Raw genomic sequence first — 16,712 nt, forward strand, 5'->3', positions numbered from 1 at the left:
ATCATCGCCGGCCGCAGCCGGCTGGTGGAGGGCAACCTCCCCATGCGCACAGACAACGGAGCATCAATGGCACTGCCCCGCATCACCTCGCCCCACGCCACGGGCCACAACCGCACCCAGCGGGTCATGCAGCTGGTGCTGCTGGCGACCGTGCCCGGCATCCTGCTGCTGACCTGGCTGTATGGTTTCGGCACCCTGATCAACCTGTGCTGGGCCAGCGCCGTCGCCCTCGGCTGCGAGGCGGCGGTGCTGCGCCTGCGCCAGCGCCCGGTGGCCTTCTTCCTGCGCGACTACAGCGCGGTGCTCACCGCCGTGCTGCTGGCCCTGGCCCTGCCGCCCTACTCGCCCTGGTGGCTGACCCTGGTGGCCACCGCCTTCGCCATCGTGTTCGGCAAGCAGCTGTTCGGCGGCCTCGGCCAGAACCCGTTCAACCCGGCGATGCTCGGCTACGTGGTGGCGCTGATCTCCTTCCCGGTGGAGATGACCAGCTGGCCGGCGCCGCGCGGCTTCGAGGCGGTCACCCCGACCCTCGGCCTGGTCGAGGGCCTGCAGCGCATCCTCGGCCTCACCGCCGGCCTGCCGGACGCCTGGACCCAGGCCACCGCGCTGGACGCGCTCAAGGTCAACAAGAGCCTGACCATGGCCGAGCTGTGGGCCGGCAACCCCGCCTTCGGCAACTTCGGCGGCTACGGCAGCGAGGCCGTCAACCTGGCGTTCCTCGCCGGCGGCCTGTTCCTGCTGTACAAGCGCGTGTTCACCTGGCATGCCCCGCTCGGCATGCTCGCCGCCCTGGCGCTGATGAGCCTGCTGTTCTGGAACGGCTCGGGCTCCGACTCCAATGGCTCGCCGCTGTTCCACCTGCTCACCGGCGCGACCATGCTCGGCGCCTTCTTCATCGTCACCGATCCGGTATCAGGCGCCACCAGCGTGCTCGGCCGGCTGATCTTCGGCGCCGGCGTCGGCATGCTGGCCTACGTGATCCGCGCCTGGGGCGGCTATCCGGACGGCGTGGCCTTCGCCGTGCTGCTGATGAACCTGGCCGCGCCGACCATCGACTACTACACCCGTCCGCGCACCTACGGCCACCGCAAGCCGGAACGCGGCTTCAAGCTGGGAGACTGAGGACATGCTGCCGGAAATGCCGCGTTCGATGCTGAGGAACGCCCTGATCCTCGGCCTGTTCGCCGTCGCCACCGTCGGCGTGGTGGCTATCACCCAGCAGGGTACCGCCACGCGTATCGAGCAGGCCGAGCGCGAGGCCCAGGTGCGCGCGCTGGCCGAGATCCTCCCCGCCGAAAGCTACGACAACCACCTGCTGGACAACCGCCTGCAGCTCGCCGATCCGCTGCTTGGCAGCGCCGGTCCGCTGCCGGCCTACCTGGCGCTCAAGGGCGGCCAGCCGAGCGCCGTCATCCTCCAGGCCATCGCCCCGGACGGCTACAGCGGCAGCATCCGCCTGCTGATCGGCATCCACGCCGACGGCCGCCTGGCCGGCGTGCGCGTGCTTGCCCACAAGGAAACCCCGGGCCTCGGCGACAAGATCGAGCTGGCCAAGAGCCCCTGGGTGCTGGCCTTCAACGGCAAGTCGCTGAGCGATCCGGACGAGGCCGGCTGGGCGGTGAAGAAGGATCAGGGTCAGTTCGACCAGTTCGCCGGCGCCACCATCACCCCGCGTGCGGTGGTCAAGGCCGTGCACCATGCCCTGCAGTACTTCGATGCCCACAAGGCCGAACTGTTCGCCCGGATCGCCACCGCGCCGGCGGCTGCGGCCCCCGCCGAGGAGCGCGCACAATGAGCCAGAGCTACCGCGAAATCGCCGTCAACGGCCTGTGGAAGAACAACCCCGGCCTGGTCCAGCTGCTCGGCCTGTGCCCGCTGCTCGGCACCAGCAACTCGACGGTCAACGCCCTCGGCCTGGGCCTGGCCACCGCGCTGGTGCTGGCCTGCTCCAACGCCGCGGTGTCGTCCATCCGCAGCGTGACGCAGACCGCCGTGCGCCTGCCGGCCTTCGTGATGATCATCGCCGCGCTGACCACCTGCATCGAACTGCTGATGCAGGCGTTCACCTACGAGCTGTACCAGATACTCGGCATCTTCATCCCGCTGATCACCACCAACTGCATCATCCTCGGCCGCGCCGACGGTTTCGCCGCGAAGAACGGCATCGCCCGCTCGGCGTTCGACGGCCTGATGATGGGCATCGGCTTCGGCCTGGTACTGCTGGCACTCGGCGCCATCCGCGAACTGCTCGGCACCGGCACGCTGTTCGCCAACATGGAGCTGCTGTTCGGCCCGATCGCCGCCGACTGGGAGCTCAACCTGTTCGGCAGCGACTACAAGGGCTTCCTGCTGGCCATCCTGCCGCCTGGCGCCTTCCTCGTGCTGGGCCTGCTGATCGCCGGCAAGAACATCCTCGACGAACGCGCCGAGGCGCGCGCCAAGGCCAGTGCACCGACCCCGGAACCGGCGCCGAGCCGCCGCGTGCGGGTCACCGGCGTGGTGGAGTGAAAGCATGAATGCCGCCAAGCGCGCGGAGATCTTCCGCCGCCTGAAGGAAGACAATCCCGAGCCGAGCACCGAGCTCGAATACCAGAGCGTCTTCGAGCTGCTGGTGGCGGTGATCCTCTCCGCCCAGGCCACCGACGTCGGCGTCAACAAGGCCACGGCGAAGCTGTTCCCGGTGGCCAACACCCCGGAGGCGATCCACGCCCTCGGCGTCGAGGGCCTCGAGCAGTACATCAAGACCATCGGCCTGTACCGCAGCAAGGCGAAGAACGTCATCGAGGCCTGCCGCCTGCTGATCGAAAAGCACAACAGTGTCGTGCCGAACACCCGCGAGGAGCTGGAGGCGCTGCCCGGCGTCGGCCGCAAGACCGCCAACGTGGTGCTCAACACCGCCTTCCGCCAGCCGGCCATGGCGGTCGACACCCACATCTTCCGGGTCAGCAACCGCACCGGTATCGCCCCCGGCAAGACCGTGCTGGAGGTGGAGAAGAAGCTGGTGAAGTTCGTGCCCAGGGAATACCTGCTCGACGCCCACCACTGGCTGATCCTGCACGGCCGCTACGTGTGCAAGGCGCGCAAGCCGCAGTGCGGCAGTTGCCGGATCGAAGACCTGTGCGAGTACAAGCACAAGACTTCGGACGATTGAATCGATATACGATCTCATCGCCAGCGATAAAAAAAATCTTTTTTACCCCCTTCGGCTTTGCCGCTATAAGGTGCGCGAAACGCCCTCTGATTTTCTAGTGGAGCCGCACGCCATGGCACAAGCCAAGACCGACCTCGACCTGGAAGAAGACTTCGTCGTCGACGCCGAACCGGATGACGCCGAAGCCAAGGATGCCCCGACCAGCAAGACCAACCTGGCCAAGCGGCGCGTGATCGACAACCTGCTCGAGGAGCGTCGCCTGAAGAGACAACTGGCCGATTACGACTTCGACCTGTAACCGACCAGCGCCACGCCTCCCGCCTTCCCGCCCGCCCCGTCTCTTGGGGTGGGCGCCTACCGCCCGCCCGGGCGGGCTTTGCCAGCCGCCATCGCCCACCGTACAATCGCGCCCCTTCTGCACGGGGGTCCGCCCCGTGCCCCGCAGCAAACGGACGGCGCTGCGCCGTCGTCGACGACTGCGGCGTGGTGGAGTCCGCAACCACCACGAGACAGTCCATGAGCAACACCATCGCTACGCCGCTGCCGCTTCTGCAGCGGCTCGCCCGCACCAGTCTGGTCGGCCAGATCGTCCTCGGCCTGATCGCCGGCATCCTGCTGGCCACGCTCGCCCCGCAGGCAGCCCAATCCGTCGGTTTCGTCGGTAACCTGTTCGTCGCCGCGCTCAAGGCCGTGGCCCCGCCGCTGGTGTTCCTGCTGGTGACCTCGGCCATCGCCAGCCACAAGCGCGGCCAGGCCACCCATATCCGCCCGGTGCTCGCCCTGTACCTGATCAGTACCCTGGCCGCCGCCCTGGTCGGCGTCGGCGCCAGCTTCCTGTTCCCCTCGACACTGGTGCTGAGCGGCAGCGGCCCTGCGGCCAGCGCGCCCGGCGGCATCGGCGAGGTGCTGGTCTCGCTGCTGGGCAACCTGCTGGCCAATCCGGTGGACGCCCTGCTCAAGGCCAACTTCATCGGCATCCTGGCCTGGGCCGTCGGCCTCGGCATCGCCCTGCGCCATGCCAGCGATACCACCCGCACCGTGCTGCACGACCTGTCGCAGGGCATGACCCTGATCGTCCGCGTGGTGATCCGCTTCGCGCCGCTGGGCGCCTTCGGCCTGGTCGCCGCGGCGCTGGCGGAGGCCGGCCTCGACGCGCTGCTCGGCTATGCCCGTCTGCTGGCGGTGCTGGTCGGCTGCATGCTGCTGATCGCGCTGGTGGTCAACCCGCTGATCGTGTACTGGAAGATCCGCCGCAACCCCTACCCGCTGGTGTTCACCTGCCTGCGCGAGAGCGGCCTCACCGCCTTCTTCACCCGCAGCTCAGCGGCCAACATTCCGGTCAACCTGCAGCTGTGCGAGCGCCTCGGCCTGCACGAGGACACCTACTCGGTGTCGATCCCGCTCGGCGCCACCATCAACATGGCCGGCGCGGCCATCACCATCAGCGTGCTGAGCCTGGCCGCGGTGCACACCCTGGGCATCGCCGTCGACCTCCCCACCGCCCTGCTGCTGTGCGTGATCGCCTCGATCAGCGCCGCCGGCGTGTCCGGCGTGGCCGGTGGCTCGCTGCTGCTGATCCCGCTGGCCACCAGCCTGTTCGGCATCCCCAGCGAGATCGCCATGCAGGTGGTGGCCATCGGCTTCATCATCAGCATCGTCCAGGACTCGGCCGAGACCGCGCTGAACTCCTCCACCGACGTGCTGCTCACCGCCGCCGCCTGCCTGGCGCAGCAGGACTGACAGCAGCGACTCCGGGCCTGCGCAGGGCAGGCCCGGAATCGCTGACTCAGACGCCGGCGACGGGGAACACCAGGACGAAGCAGGTGCCCTCAACACCGCTCGACACCAGCACGCTGCCGCCGTGCAGCTGCATGATCGAACGCACGATGGCCAGGCCGAGGCCGCCGGTGTCGCCCGGCTGGGCGCGCGAAGGGTCGCAGCGGTAGAAGCGCTCGAACAGCCGCGGCTGGTGTTCGGCACCGATCGGCTCGCCCGCGTTGTGCACGGCGATCTCCAGCGCCGTCGCCGTGCGCCGGCTGTCGATGCTCACCGCGGTGCCCGGCGTAGCGTGGCGCAGGGCGTTGGCCAGCAGGTTGGCCAGCGCGCGGCGCAGCAGCTGGGCGTCGGCCTGCAGGCTGCCCTGCGCGCGATTGACCAGGCGCAGCTCGCGCTCCTCGGCCATGCCCTCGAAGTACTCGCAGAGCTGATCGACCAGCGCGGCCAGCTCGACCGTCTCGCGGCTGACCGAGGCCTGCGGCTGCTCGCTGCGGGCGAGGAACAGCATGCTGTCGATCATCCGCGCCAGCCGCTCGTACTCCTCCAGGCAGGAGGCCAGCAGGTTCTCGTACTCCTCCGCCGTGCGCGGCTGGCGCAGGGTCTGCTGGGTCTGCCCCATCAGGTTGCCCAGCGGCGTGCGCATCTCGTGGGCGAGGTCCTCGGAGAAACGCGACAGCTGGGCGAAGCCGTCCTCCAGGCGGGCGAGCATGCGGTCGAGGGCGACGCTCAGGCCGCGCAGCTCGCTGACCTGCTCGCCGCCGGCCAGGCGCAGGTGCAGGTGCTGCACGTCGATACCCTCGGCGCGCGCCGCCAGCCGGCGCAGCGGACGCAGGGCGCGCTGGCTGACCGCCCAGCCGAGCAGGAAGGCCAGCAGCGCGCCGACCGCCAGCGCCAGCCACAGCTTGAGCCGGTAGGCGGCGAGCATCTGCCCACGCTCGGCGAGCAGCTTGCCGGCCACTAGGGTCAGCGCGCCGCCGTCGCCGGCCACCTGCAGCCAGGCCAGCCGCGCTGCGCCGTCGGCACTGTCGGCCAGGCGCACCTGCGCCGTCGCCGCCAGGCGCGGCAACGCCAGCTGCGCCGGGTTGACCTCGATCAGCGCGCGGCCCTCGGCGTCGAGCAGCCACAGCAGGCTGTCGCGGTTGCCGAGCATGTTGCCGTACAGCTGCGGACGCTGGCGCAGCGCATCGATGCTGGCGCTGTCGTCGAGCAGCCCGTGCATGCGCTCGAGACGGCCAAGCAGGGCCTGGTCGTCGCGCCAGGCGATCTCGCGCGCCAACGAGGCGTACAGGTAGAAGCCGATGGCGCCGAGCAGCAGCACGCCGACCAGGGCGAACAGCAGCGCCAGGCGCAGGCTCAGGGCGCGCGGCCACAGCCTCACTCCGCCACCTCCAGCACGTAGCCCATGCCGCGCACGGTGTGGATCAGCTTGCACGGGTAGGGATCGTCGACCTTGGCGCGCAGCCGGCGGATCGCCACGTCGACCACGTTGGTGTCGCTGTCGAAGTTCATCTGCCACACCTGCGAGGCGATGAAGGCGCGCGACAGCACCTCGCCCTCGCGGCTGAGCAGCAGGTGCAGCAGGGCGAACTCCTTGTTGGTCAGGTTGAGACGCTCGCCGCCGCGGGTCACCCGGCGGCGCAGCAGGTCGAGTTCGAGGTCGGCGACCTGGAAGCGCTCGATCTCCCGCGGCGGGCCACGGCGCAGCAGGCTGCGCACCCGCGCCAGCAGCTCGGCGTAGGAGAACGGCTTGACCAGGTAGTCGTCGGCGCCCAGTTCGAGGCCGCGCACCCGGTCCTCCACAGCGTCGCGGGCGGTGAGGAACAGCACCGGGGTCGGCGCGCGGCGGCGGATCTCCTGCAGCACCTGCCAGCCGTCCAGACCCGGCAGCATGACGTCGAGGATGATCAGGTCGAACTCGCTCTCGCGGATCAGGTGCAGGCCGTCCAGGCCGTCGCGCGCCACCTCGACCAGATAGCCGTCCTCGCTCAGGCCCCGGCCCAGGTAGTCCGCCGTCTTCACCTCGTCTTCCACCACCAGTATGCGCATCGTCGTCTCCTGCTCGCCGGCGCATAGGCTAGGCCTTCGCGGGCGTTTCGCCCATTACAAAGCGGTAATCCGCCGGCAATCGGTTTGAGCGGCAGCGCCTGCGAGGATGGCGGCCGTTCCCAGCACAGCCACGGAGAAGCCCATGTCCCAGCGTATCGCCCTGTTGTCCCTCCCGGGTCTCGCCCTGTGCGCCGCCAGTGCGCTGGCCGCACCAGCCGGCGTCGCCGAGCGCGCCGACGTATCCCTCGAGCTGGCCAACCGCCTGCTCGACGCCACCCTCGCCGCCTGTCATGCCGAAGGCCGCAGCGCGGTGGCCGCGGTGCTCGACCGCGGCGGCAACCTGGTCGCCCTGCAGCGCGACGACAACGTCGGCCCGCACAACACCCTGGCCGCGCAGCGCAAGGCCTACACCGCGCTGTCGACCAAGACCCCCAGCGGCCTGCTCGCCGAGCGCGCCCGCAGCAACCCCGAGGCGGCCAACCTCAACACCCTGGACGAGCTGCTGCTGCTCGGCGGCGGCCTGCCGCTGAAGGTCGGCGACCAGGTGATCGGCGCCATCGGCGTGGCCGGCGCCGGCGGCGCGGCCAACGACGAGGCCTGCGCGCAGCAGGCCATCGACCGCGTCCTTACGCAAACCCTCTGAACCTTGCCAATCCACTGACCGAGGAGATCCTCCATGACCCTGTTCAAGCAACTCTGCGCCGGCGCCCTGCTCGCCAGCCTGTCCTCCCTGGCGCTGGCCGCCGGCAACCCGCTCAGCGTGCACGTACTCAACCTGGAGAACGGCCTGCCCTCGCCGGGCGTCGAGGTGACCCTGGAGAAACAGGCCGGCAACGCCTGGCAGGCACTGAACAGCGCCACCACCAACGAGCAGGGCCGCATCACCGCGCTGTTCCCGGAAGGCAAGACGCTGGAGAAGGGCACCTACCGGGTGACCTTCAAGACCGGCGAGTGGTTCGCCGAGCACAAGGCGGCGACCTTCTTCCCCGAGGTGCCGGTGATCTTCAGCGCCGATGGCAGCGTGCCGCACTACCACATCCCGCTGCTGCTCAGCCCCTACGGCTACTCGACCTATCGCGGCAACTGATCCTTCCGTCACCACTGCGCTCTGCCCCGTCGAGCGACGGCGGCAGGCGCCCCGCTTCCCACAGGTTCGACCATGAACATGCGCCTCATCGCCCTGCCCCTGCTGCTCGCCGCCGGCCTCGCCCAGGCCCAGGACAGCGACGTGCAGCCCTACCGCTACGGCAGCCAGCCGGATATCGCGCGGGTGCTGCGGATCGACACCCCCGCCAGCCCGCGCTGCGAAGTGGTCACCGCGGTCATGACCTACCGCGACTCCGCCGGCAGCCTGCGCCGGATGTCCTACCTGACCTCATCCGAGGCCTGCACGCGGCAGAACTGAACGATCGCCCCGAAACGACGAAGCCCCGCACGCTGGCGGGGCTTCGTCGTGGCGGACTGTTCAGTCCTTGCGCTGCGGCGACAGCAGCTCGATCTTGTAGCCGTCCGGGTCCTCGACGAAGGCGAGGATGCTCGAACCGTGCTTCATCGGCCCCGGCTCGCGGGTGATCTTGCCGCCGCGGGCACGGATGTCCTCGCAGGCCTTGTAGACGTCCTCGACCTCGAGGGCGATGTGGCCGTAGCCGCTGCCCAGCTCGTACTGGCCGACGCCCCAGTTGTAGGTCAGCTCGATGACGCTGTTGTGCGCCTCGTCGCCGTAGCCGACGAAGGCCAGGGTGAACTGCCCGTCCGGGTAGTCCTTGCGGCGCAGCAGGGTCATGCCCAGCACTTCGGTGTAGAAGGCGATCGACTTGTCCAGGTCGCCAACCCGCAGCATGGTGTGCAGCAGTCTCATCGGGAATCTCCTTGGTCGGTTGCGCAGGAGGCGGATTCTACCCTGTTGTCGCACTGTCCAGGCAGCGCCCTCACGGTGCCGGCGGCACCTGACGCAGGGTCGCCACGAGCAGCTCGTAGGCCTGCTGCACGCTGGCCACCTCGAGGCGCTCGTCCGGCGAGTGGACGTCACGGATGGTCGGGCCGACCGAGACCATGTCCATCCCCGGATACTTGCGACCGAACACGCTGGTCTCCAGCCCGGCATGGATGGCCGCGACCTCCGCCTCCTTGCCGAAGCGCTCCCGGTACACCCGCTGCATCAGCGCAACCAGCGGCGAGTCAGGGTTGGGCGGCCAGCTGGAGTAGGCATTCTCCAGGCTCACCGTGGCCCCCGCGGCGCGGAAGATTGCCGCGAAGCGCTGCGCGTGCTCGTCGCGCCGCTCGTCCAGCGCGCTGCGCACCAGGACGCTGGCGCTGAAGCGACCGTCGCCGATGCTCAGCACGCCGAGGTTGCCGGAGGTCTCCACCAGTCCCGGCAGCTTCTGGCTCATGCTCTGCACGCCCTGCGGGGCGGCCAGCACCGCGCCGAGCAGCGCCTGCTGCGCCGAGGCCGCCATCACCCGCGGTGGAACCGCGACGCCTGCGCCGTGCGCGGCCACCCCGGGATCGCTGGCCGCCAACTGTGCGCCGAGGCTGCGCCCGAAGCGCTCGACATGGGCCAGCCAGGCGTCGAGCTGCGCCGTCGGTACCGCCAGCAGCGCCGTGGCCTGACGCGGGATGGCGTTGCGCTGGTCGCCGCCGCTCAGGCTGGCCAGGCGCATCTGCAGTCCGTCCGGCGCCTCGTGCAGCAGACGCGCCAGCAGCTGGTGGGCACTGGCCCGGCCCTTGTCGATATCGACGCCGGAGTGGCCGCCGAGCAGACCGTCGACGCTGACCTGCAGCCCCGTCATGCCGTCCGGCGTCGGCTCCTCGGGATAGTCCGCCCGGGCCTCGACGTTGACGCCGCCGGCGCTGCTGATCAGCAGCTGGCCTTCCACCTCGTTGTCGATATTGATCAGCAGGCGGCCACGCAGGGCGTCGGCCGCCAGGCCGGTGGCACCACCGAAGCCATCCTCCTCGTTGACGGTGAACAGCGCCTCGAGCGGGCCGTGGGCAACATCGCCGGCCTGCAGCAGCGCCATGATCATGGCCACACCGATGCCGTCGTCGGCGCCCAGCGTGGTGCCGTCCGCGCGCACCCAACCGCCGTCGAGCAGCGCCTGCACCGGATCGCGGCGCGGGTCGCCGGGGGCGTCGGCGCGGCGTTGCGCCACCATGTCGAGGTGTGCCTGCAGCACCACCCCGGCGCGATCCTGCATGCCGGCGCTGGCCGGCTTGCGGATGATCACGTTACCGACCGGATCGACGACGGTTTCCAGGCCCAGGCGACGGCCGAAGTCGGCGACCAGGGCGCTGGCCTTGTCCTCGTGGTGCGAGGGGCGCGGAATGCGGGTGAGGGCGTGGAAGTGCTGCCAGACCGCGGCCGGCTGCAGCTCGTCGAGCGCATCGCCGAGCGGCACGGCTCCGCCGGCCATGACCGGCGGGATGACGGACAGGCCGAGCAGCAGGGCGCTGCCGAGCAGACGGTTGCGATAGGGTGCCATGGTCGGGTGCCTCTGCCGGGAGTCTGGATTAGGTATAGCGCCTGATCCCGGCGTTGCCCGCCCCGACGAGTGAAACCCCGGCACCAGGCCGGGGTCGGTGCCAGCTCCTCCGCGCGCACGCGCTTGCCATCCGCTCCGGGGCGAGCGTCGTCAGCGGCCGCCGAGCTGCTGCAGGCGCTCGGCCGTGGGCGGATGGGTGGAGAGGTAGGTGGACCAGCCGCGCTCCGGCTCTTCGCAGCGAGTGGCCTGCGGACACCGGCGCGCGGTCTGCTCCAGACGCATCAGCATGCTGCCCAGCAGCGCCGGATCGACGCCCTGAGCCGCCATCAGCTCGGCAGCGAAGCGGTCCGCCTCGTGCTCGAAGTCGCGCGAATAGCCGAGCTGGGTGAGCACCACCGGGATGCTGGCGATCAGCGACGATACCGAAGACACGTCGCCGGTCAGCGTCATCGCCAGCAGGCCGAGCGCCGAACCCTGCAGCACCTGGCGCAGGCCGTGGCGGCGCTCGATGTGGCCGATCTCGTGGGCCAGCACGCCGAGCAACTCCTCGTCGCGCTCGGCCAGCCGCACCAGCTGGTCGGTGAAGACCACCTTGCCCGAGGGCAGCGCGAAGGCGTTGGCGCCCAGTTCGTCGGCCGCCTTGCGGAACTCGAGCTGCACCGGCTGGCCGCTGCCCGCCAGCATCGGCGCGAAACGCTGGCGCAACCGCGCCTGCTCCTCGGCGGTCAGTTCGGAAGGGAACAGCAGCTCATCGTCGAGCAACTCGAGCACGCCCTCGCCGACCTGGCGGCTGACCGCCGCCGGCAGGGCGAAGGCGGTAGCCTCGGCCAGTTGCGGAATGCCGTAGCGCACGCCGCCCCAGACCAGGGCGACGGTCACCAGCAGGCCGAGCAGCACGTAGCGCAGGCTGGACTCCAGACGATGCACCAGCCCCGGCCAACGGCCCTGGCCGGCGAGCAGCCGGTCGACGCCGGCGTTGTCGGCGGTCTCGAAGCAGGCGCCGTCGGCGAAGCGCAGCATGCGCGGCGTGTTGCCCAGGCGCGAGCTGACGGCAACCGCGGCGAGCGGCAGCGGCCCGGCCAGCAGCTCGTCGCCCGCGCTGACCCGCAGGCGGCCATCGGCGACGATCAGCCTGGCCGCCTGCGGCCGCGACGAGGTTCCGCCGAACCAGGTCCCGGCCAGCTCGTGCTCAGCCGCTGCACTCACAGGGCCAGCTCCATGTCGAACATGTCGCCCAGCTCGCCACCGAGGGAGGACACCTCCTGCCGCCGGGCGGCGACAAAGCCGTCGAGATCGTCGCAGGCCAGCAAGGCCATGTGCTCGGCCGCGTAGCGCGCGGTGCGCACCCTCGCCCACGGATAGAACAGGCCCAGGGTCAGCAGCGTACCGAGCATGTTGACCAGCATCAGACGGATGTAGCTGCCCAGCTCGTACTGCGCCGCCAGCCGGTTGTCGCCGAGCACCAGGTTGCCGTAGACGAGGTTGGTGAACCGCACGCTGAAGAAGGCGAACATCAGCAGGTAGCCCACCAGTGCGACGATCGGCGCCAGCACCGGCACCAGACCGCGCGCCACGCCCAGCAGCAGGCCGGTCAGGAGGCCGATGCCGAGCAGCGCCAGGAACGCCATGTAGAACGAACGCGCGCCGACGTCGAGCTGGAAGTACGCGGTGCCATAGCGGCTGTTGCCGGCGATGAAGCGCTGCTGCTTGTGCATGGTCAGCGGCGTCAGGATGCCCAGCGTCAGCATGCTCAGCAGCGGCCAGAGCAGGAACACCATCGCCGCCTCGCCGTAGCTGCCATCGAAGCCGAAGCGCACGCCGCGCCAGGCGCTGTTGCTGTTGCGGAAACTCAGCCCGCGCACCACGATCCACGGCACCGCGGCGATCAGCAGCAGACTCATCAGCAGGCCGAGCATCACCGAGAACTCGCCGGCGACGGAATAGATCACCAGGAAGGCGAAGGCGATCAGGCGGCCCTTGAGGATCTTCAGCGGATCGGCGAGGTAATCGAAGCTGCTGCCGTCGAGCTGGGTGTTGCCATAGAAGTAGCGCTGGGTGCGCACCTTGGCCCAGGCCGAATAGATGCCCAGGGTGACGATGGACAACAGGATGTTGACGATCCAGATGCGGAAGAACTCGAAGCCTTCGCCGTGAAACTGGAAGGGCAGCCGCCGCGCGGCCGGACTGGCCGCCTGCTGCGCGTCCGCCTTGAGCGGCGGCGCGCCGTCGTTGCGCGGCGCCATGCCGTCGAAGACCACCCTGCCCGCCCCGCCCTCCGGCCCGGGGCACGCCTGCCCGGGGCTGACCTGCCCGGGACTGACCTGCCCGGGGCTGACCGGCCTCGACGCGGGGCGCGGCTGGGGGGGCGCGTCCGGCATGACGATGGCCAGCGCCGGCGCTGCCGGCCCCGCGGCCGGCGGCGGGGGCGCGCTCGCCGGCTGAGCGGCGCGCATGCGCTCCACGCTCGCGGCCGCGCCGAGGCGCTGCAGGGCGCTGCAGTAGCGCCTGGCCTCGGCCTCGCCGAGGCCCTTCTTCAGTACCGCGCGAGGCTGGGAAAACAGCTGCTCCAGGCGCTCTGCGTCAAGCCCGAACAGGCGGGCGAAACTTGCCTGCACCTGCTCCCTGCTGAAGCCGTCGAGCACCTCGCCCTTGAATACGACTGCATAGACCGCGTCCGTCATCGGCACTTCTCCTTGGAGGCCAGATCCCTTGCCACTCATCAGGTGCCGACAGAACGCCGACCGCTCCCACCGCCGCCGATCGCGTGCCTGCCGTCGCGGCGGCTGCGCACGACGTGGCGGAGGAGAAAGGTCCGGGCGCTTCCCTTCGACACTGGTTCCTTGCCGCTGCGGCTGCGCCCTTGGGCAGGCGACACGCGGCGACTGCCCATCATACGGGCAGTGGCGCAGTCCTCCAATCACCGGAGGCAAGCGCCGCTGCGCCCTTGCGCCCCAAAAACAGAAACCCCGGCACCGGGCCGGGGTTTCTGTTCAGGCGCAGTCGCTGCCGATCAGTTCAGCGGGCTGCGGCCCTTGCCGGCGGCGATGCGCATGCGCAGGGCGTTCAGCTTGATGAAGCCCGCGGCGTCGGCCTGGTTGTAAGCGCCGGCATCGTCCTCGAAGGTGGCGATGTTGGCGTCGAACAGCGAGTCGTCGGACTTGCGGCCGACCACGATGACGTTGCCCTTGTACAGCTTCAGGCGCACCACGCCGTTCACGCTGGCTTGGGAGGCGTCGATCATCTGCTGCAGCATCAGACGCTCCGGGCTCCACCAGTAGCCGTTGTAGATCAGACTGGCGTACTTGGGCATCAGCTCGTCTTTCAGGTGGGCCACTTCGCGGTCGAGGGTGATCGACTCGATGGCGCGGTGGGCCTTGAGCATGATGGTGCCGCCGGGGGTCTCGTAGCAGCCGCGGGACTTCATGCCGACGTAGCGGTTCTCGACGATGTCGAGGCGGCCGATGCCGTTCTCGCCACCGATCTTGTTCAGCTGGGTCAGCACCTGGGCCGGGGTCAGCTCGACGCCGTCGATGGCAACGATGTCACCGCCGCGGTAGGTCAGCTCGATGTAGGTCGGCACGTTCGGCGCGGCTTCCGGCGACTTGGTCCAGCGCCACATGTCCTCTTCGTGCTCGGTCCAGGTGTCTTCCAGCACGCCGCCCTCGTAGGAGATGTGCAGCAGGTTGGCGTCCATGGAGTACGGCGACTTCTTCTTGCCGTGGCGCTCGATCGGGATGGCGTGCTTCTCGGCGTAGTCCATCAGCTTCTCGCGGGACAGCAGGTCCCACTCGCGCCATGGGGCGATGACCTTGACGCCCGGCTTTAGCGCGTAGGCGCCCAGCTCGAAACGCACCTGGTCGTTGCCCTTGCCGGTGGCGCCGTGGGAGATGGCGTCGGCGCCGGTCTGGTTGGCGATCTCGATCAGGCGCTTGGCGATCAGCGGACGGGCGATGGAGGTACCCAGCAGGTACTCGCCTTCGTACACGGTGTTGGCGCGGAACATCGGGAACACGAAGTCGCGCACGAACTCTTCGCGCAGGTCGTCGATGAAGATTTCCTTGACACCCAGGGCCTGGGCCTTGGCACGCGCCGGCTCCACTTCCTCGCCCTGACCCAGGTCAGCGGTGAAGGTCACCACTTCGCAGTTGTAGGTATCCTGCAGCCACTTGAGGATCACCGAGGTGTCCAGGCCACCGGAATAGGCCAGAACTACCTTTTTCACGTCCGCCATTCGTTACTCCACGGGGGGTTGCTACGAAAAGAGGCATTCTAGCCCCGCCTCCGGCGAATTTACAGGGGAACGGACCGCCAGGCGGGGCGCCGCGTGACCGTCCGGCGGCTTTTCGGTAGCATCGTGGCCCACGAGTCACCCCGCCTGGAATTCCCCGCATGTCCGACCGCCTGACCCTGCTGCGCCCCGACGACTGGCACATCCACCTGCGCGACGGCGCCGCTCTGGCGCACACCGTGCCCGACGCCGCGCGCACCTTCGGCCGCGCCATCATCATGCCCAACCTGGTGCCGCCGGTGCGCAACGCCGAGCAGGCCGCGGCCTACCGCGAGCGCATCCTCGCCCAGCGCCCGGCCGGCAGCCGCTTCGAGCCGCTGATGGTGCTCTATCTCACCGACAAGACCAGCCCCGATGAGATCCGCGCGGCCAAGGCCGGCGGCCTGGTGCACGCCGCCAAGCTGTACCCGGCCGGCGCCACCACCAACTCGGATTCGGGCGTGACCAGCATCGACAACATCTTCCCGGTGCTGGAAACCATGGCCGAGGTCGGCCTGCCGCTGCTGGTGCACGGCGAGGTGACCCACGCCGACATCGACGTGTTCGACCGCGAGAAGCGCTTCATCGACGAGAACCTGAGCCGCGTGGTGCAGCGCTTCCCGACCCTCAAGGTGGTGTTCGAGCACATCACCACCGGCGATGCCGCGCAGTTCGTGCTGGAGGCGTCGGCCAACGTCGCCGCCACCATCACCGCCCACCACCTGCTGTACAACCGCAACCACATGCTGGTCGGCGGCATCCGTCCGCACTTCTATTGCCTGCCGATCCTCAAGCGCAACACCCACCAGCAGGCCCTGCTGGATGCCGCCACCAGCGGCAACCCGAAGTTCTTCCTCGGCACCGACTCGGCGCCGCACGCCAGGCACGCCAAGGAAGCCGCCTGCGGCTGCGCCGGCTGCTACACCGCCTATGCCGCCATCGAGCTGTACGCCGAGGCCTTCGACAGCCGCGGCGCGCTGGACAGGCTGGAAGGCTTCGCCAGCTGCTTCGGCCCGGACTTCTACGGTCTGCCGCGCAACACCGACCGAATCACCCTGGTGCGCGAGGACTGGGTGGCGCCGACCGAGCTGCAGTTCGGCGACCACCCGCTGGTGCCGCTGCGCGCCGGCGAGAAGATCCGCTGGCGCGTGTTGGAGGGCGAGGCATGAGCGAGCAGATCGACTACGAGGACTACGAACAGGAACCCCATGCCGGCGGCCTGAAGCCGCCGATGGCGCGCCGCTTCCGCGGCTTCCTGCCGGTGGTGGTGGACGTCGAGACCGGCGGCTTCAACGCCGCCACCGACGCCCTGCTGGAGATCGCCGCCACCACCATCGCCATGGACGACGACGGCTTCCTCTACCCCGAGCACACCTACTTCTACCGCATCGAGCCGTTCGAGGGCGCCAACATCGAGCAGGCCGCGCTGGACTTCACCGGCATCAAGCTCGGCCATCCACTGCGCATGGCGGTGAGCGAGGAGCAGGCGCTCGGCGAGATCTTCAAGGGCGTGCGCAAGTCGCTCAAAGCCAGCGGCTGCAAGCGCGCGGTGCTGGTCGGCCACAACGCGAGCTTCGACCTCGGTTTCCTGAATGCCGCGGTGAACCGCACCGGAATCAAGCGCAACCCGTTCCACCCGTTCTCCAGCTTCGACACCGCCACCCTCGCCGGCCTCGCCTACGGCCAGACCGTGCTGGCCAAGGCCTGCCAGGCGGCGGACATCCCCTTCGACAACCGCGAGGCGCACAACGCCCGCTACGACACAGAGAAGACCGCCGAGCTGTTCTGCGGCATCGTCAATCGCTGGAAGGAGATGGGCGGCTGGATCGACTTCGACGAGTGATCGATACCCCGTCCAGCAACATGGAGAACCCGGCCCCGGCCGGGTTTTTCATGCTTGCAATCCGGAAGCCAGATCGCGGCGCCAGACGATAAATGGTCATTCATCGTGTTTGACAATACTTCTCATTAATTCTAGGATCGACGCATC

At 69.3% G+C, this 16,712-nt stretch carries 18 protein-coding genes; 11 read left to right on the forward strand and 7 right to left on the reverse strand.

Annotated features, from left to right (window positions below):
- Positions 1–66 precede the first annotated feature (66 nt).
- From BLT78_RS11280 to sstT, 6 genes are all read left to right on the forward strand, one after another.
- Entirely contained in the window at positions 67–1,122 is a 1,056-nt protein-coding gene (locus BLT78_RS11280; protein WP_090349065.1) for an RnfABCDGE type electron transport complex subunit D, read from the forward strand.
- A gap of 4 nt (positions 1,123–1,126) precedes the next feature.
- Positions 1,127–1,795, forward strand: a complete 669-nt coding sequence (gene rsxG, locus BLT78_RS11285; protein WP_090349066.1) for an electron transport complex subunit RsxG — start codon at positions 1,127–1,129, stop codon at positions 1,793–1,795.
- Positions 1,792–2,508: an electron transport complex subunit E gene (locus tag BLT78_RS11290; protein WP_090349067.1), complete on the forward strand. Its 717-nt coding sequence runs from the start codon at positions 1,792–1,794 to the stop codon at positions 2,506–2,508. The genes rsxG and BLT78_RS11290 overlap by 4 nt, the downstream gene beginning before the upstream one ends.
- 4 nt (positions 2,509–2,512) lie before the next feature.
- Entirely contained in the window at positions 2,513–3,151 is a 639-nt protein-coding gene (nth, locus tag BLT78_RS11295; RefSeq protein ID WP_090349068.1) for an endonuclease III, read from the forward strand.
- A 112-nt stretch (positions 3,152–3,263) separates the two neighbouring features.
- Positions 3,264–3,449 carry a PA3496 family putative envelope integrity protein gene (locus tag BLT78_RS11300; protein ID WP_090349069.1) on the forward strand — a complete coding sequence of 62 codons (186 nt, stop codon included), beginning with the start codon at positions 3,264–3,266 and terminating at the stop codon, positions 3,447–3,449.
- A gap of 218 nt (positions 3,450–3,667) precedes the next feature.
- A complete protein-coding gene (sstT, locus tag BLT78_RS11305; protein ID WP_090349070.1) occupies positions 3,668–4,891 on the forward strand; it encodes a serine/threonine transporter SstT in 1,224 nt (407 codons plus the stop codon).
- A 46-nt stretch (positions 4,892–4,937) separates the two neighbouring features.
- Here sstT and BLT78_RS11310 read toward each other — a convergent pair whose 3' ends face one another.
- On the reverse strand, positions 4,938–6,305 hold the full coding sequence (locus tag BLT78_RS11310; protein ID WP_090349071.1) for a heavy metal sensor histidine kinase: 1,368 nt from the start codon (positions 6,303–6,305) through the stop codon (positions 4,938–4,940).
- Positions 6,302–6,973, reverse strand: a complete 672-nt coding sequence (locus BLT78_RS11315; protein ID WP_090349072.1) for a heavy metal response regulator transcription factor — start codon at positions 6,971–6,973, stop codon at positions 6,302–6,304. Before BLT78_RS11315 ends, BLT78_RS11310 begins: the two co-directional genes overlap by 4 nt.
- Positions 6,974–7,115: 142 nt before the next feature.
- On the opposite strand from BLT78_RS11315, the gene BLT78_RS11320 reads away from it, so the two are divergent.
- From BLT78_RS11320 to BLT78_RS11330, 3 genes are all read left to right on the forward strand, one after another.
- Entirely contained in the window at positions 7,116–7,616 is a 501-nt protein-coding gene (locus tag BLT78_RS11320; RefSeq protein ID WP_090349073.1) for a GlcG/HbpS family heme-binding protein, read from the forward strand.
- A gap of 33 nt (positions 7,617–7,649) precedes the next feature.
- Positions 7,650–8,060, forward strand: a complete 411-nt coding sequence (uraH, locus tag BLT78_RS11325; RefSeq protein ID WP_090349074.1) for a hydroxyisourate hydrolase — start codon at positions 7,650–7,652, stop codon at positions 8,058–8,060.
- A gap of 72 nt (positions 8,061–8,132) precedes the next feature.
- Entirely contained in the window at positions 8,133–8,378 is a 246-nt protein-coding gene (locus BLT78_RS11330) for a DUF2790 domain-containing protein (RefSeq protein WP_090349075.1), read from the forward strand.
- Positions 8,379–8,438: 60 nt separating this feature from the next.
- Here the strand turns inward: BLT78_RS11330 and gloA are convergent, their stop codons facing one another.
- From gloA to BLT78_RS11355, 5 genes are all read right to left on the reverse strand, one after another.
- Positions 8,439–8,831, reverse strand: coding sequence for a lactoylglutathione lyase (gene gloA / locus BLT78_RS11335; RefSeq protein WP_090349076.1), 393 nt, complete (start codon positions 8,829–8,831; stop codon positions 8,439–8,441).
- A gap of 70 nt (positions 8,832–8,901) precedes the next feature.
- Positions 8,902–10,455 (reverse strand): aminoacyl-histidine dipeptidase, encoded by a 1,554-nt coding sequence (locus BLT78_RS11340; protein ID WP_197673116.1) that lies wholly within the window; start codon positions 10,453–10,455, stop codon positions 8,902–8,904.
- Between the two features lie 150 nt (positions 10,456–10,605).
- On the reverse strand, positions 10,606–11,661 hold the full coding sequence (locus BLT78_RS11345; RefSeq protein WP_090349077.1) for a M48 family metallopeptidase: 1,056 nt from the start codon (positions 11,659–11,661) through the stop codon (positions 10,606–10,608).
- The gene (locus BLT78_RS11350) at positions 11,658–13,136 is read right to left on the reverse strand and encodes a YjgN family protein (RefSeq protein WP_090349078.1); all 1,479 of its coding nucleotides are present in this window, start codon (positions 13,134–13,136) and stop codon (positions 11,658–11,660) included. The genes BLT78_RS11345 and BLT78_RS11350 overlap by 4 nt, the downstream gene beginning before the upstream one ends.
- A gap of 329 nt (positions 13,137–13,465) precedes the next feature.
- Positions 13,466–14,686 carry an argininosuccinate synthase gene (locus BLT78_RS11355; protein ID WP_090349079.1) on the reverse strand — a complete coding sequence of 407 codons (1,221 nt, stop codon included), beginning with the start codon at positions 14,684–14,686 and terminating at the stop codon, positions 13,466–13,468.
- A 158-nt stretch (positions 14,687–14,844) separates the two neighbouring features.
- Here BLT78_RS11355 and pyrC point away from each other — a divergent pair, with 158 nt between their 5' ends.
- Positions 14,845–15,891, forward strand: a complete 1,047-nt coding sequence (gene pyrC / locus BLT78_RS11360) for a dihydroorotase (RefSeq protein WP_090349080.1) — start codon at positions 14,845–14,847, stop codon at positions 15,889–15,891.
- Positions 15,888–16,565, forward strand: a complete 678-nt coding sequence (gene rnt / locus BLT78_RS11365; RefSeq protein WP_090349081.1) for a ribonuclease T — start codon at positions 15,888–15,890, stop codon at positions 16,563–16,565. The genes pyrC and rnt overlap by 4 nt, the downstream gene beginning before the upstream one ends.
- Positions 16,566–16,712: the final 147 nt, after the last annotated feature.

The organism is Pseudomonas oryzae (assembly GCF_900104805.1).
GTDB classification, from domain to species: domain Bacteria; phylum Pseudomonadota; class Gammaproteobacteria; order Pseudomonadales; family Pseudomonadaceae; genus Geopseudomonas; species Geopseudomonas oryzae.

Coding starts and splice junctions, on each gene's coding strand:
- nth (WP_090349068.1), top strand. CDS start 2,513: ATGAATGCCGCCAAGCGCGCGGAGATCTTCCGCCGCCTGAAGGAAGAC.
- BLT78_RS11340 (WP_197673116.1), bottom strand. CDS start 10,455: ATGGCACCCTATCGCAACCGTCTGCTCGGCAGCGCCCTGCTGCTCGGC.
- sstT (WP_090349070.1), top strand. CDS start 3,668: ATGAGCAACACCATCGCTACGCCGCTGCCGCTTCTGCAGCGGCTCGCC.
- pyrC (WP_090349080.1), top strand. CDS start 14,845: ATGTCCGACCGCCTGACCCTGCTGCGCCCCGACGACTGGCACATCCAC.
- uraH (WP_090349074.1), top strand. CDS start 7,650: ATGACCCTGTTCAAGCAACTCTGCGCCGGCGCCCTGCTCGCCAGCCTG.
- rsxG (WP_090349066.1), top strand. CDS start 1,127: ATGCTGCCGGAAATGCCGCGTTCGATGCTGAGGAACGCCCTGATCCTC.
- BLT78_RS11300 (WP_090349069.1), top strand. CDS start 3,264: ATGGCACAAGCCAAGACCGACCTCGACCTGGAAGAAGACTTCGTCGTC.
- BLT78_RS11280 (WP_090349065.1), top strand. CDS start 67: ATGGCACTGCCCCGCATCACCTCGCCCCACGCCACGGGCCACAACCGC.
- BLT78_RS11290 (WP_090349067.1), top strand. CDS start 1,792: ATGAGCCAGAGCTACCGCGAAATCGCCGTCAACGGCCTGTGGAAGAAC.
- BLT78_RS11330 (WP_090349075.1), top strand. CDS start 8,133: ATGAACATGCGCCTCATCGCCCTGCCCCTGCTGCTCGCCGCCGGCCTC.
- gloA (WP_090349076.1), bottom strand. CDS start 8,831: ATGAGACTGCTGCACACCATGCTGCGGGTTGGCGACCTGGACAAGTCG.
- BLT78_RS11320 (WP_090349073.1), top strand. CDS start 7,116: ATGTCCCAGCGTATCGCCCTGTTGTCCCTCCCGGGTCTCGCCCTGTGC.
- BLT78_RS11350 (WP_090349078.1), bottom strand. CDS start 13,136: ATGACGGACGCGGTCTATGCAGTCGTATTCAAGGGCGAGGTGCTCGAC.
- BLT78_RS11315 (WP_090349072.1), bottom strand. CDS start 6,973: ATGCGCATACTGGTGGTGGAAGACGAGGTGAAGACGGCGGACTACCTG.
- rnt (WP_090349081.1), top strand. CDS start 15,888: ATGAGCGAGCAGATCGACTACGAGGACTACGAACAGGAACCCCATGCC.
- BLT78_RS11355 (WP_090349079.1), bottom strand. CDS start 14,686: ATGGCGGACGTGAAAAAGGTAGTTCTGGCCTATTCCGGTGGCCTGGAC.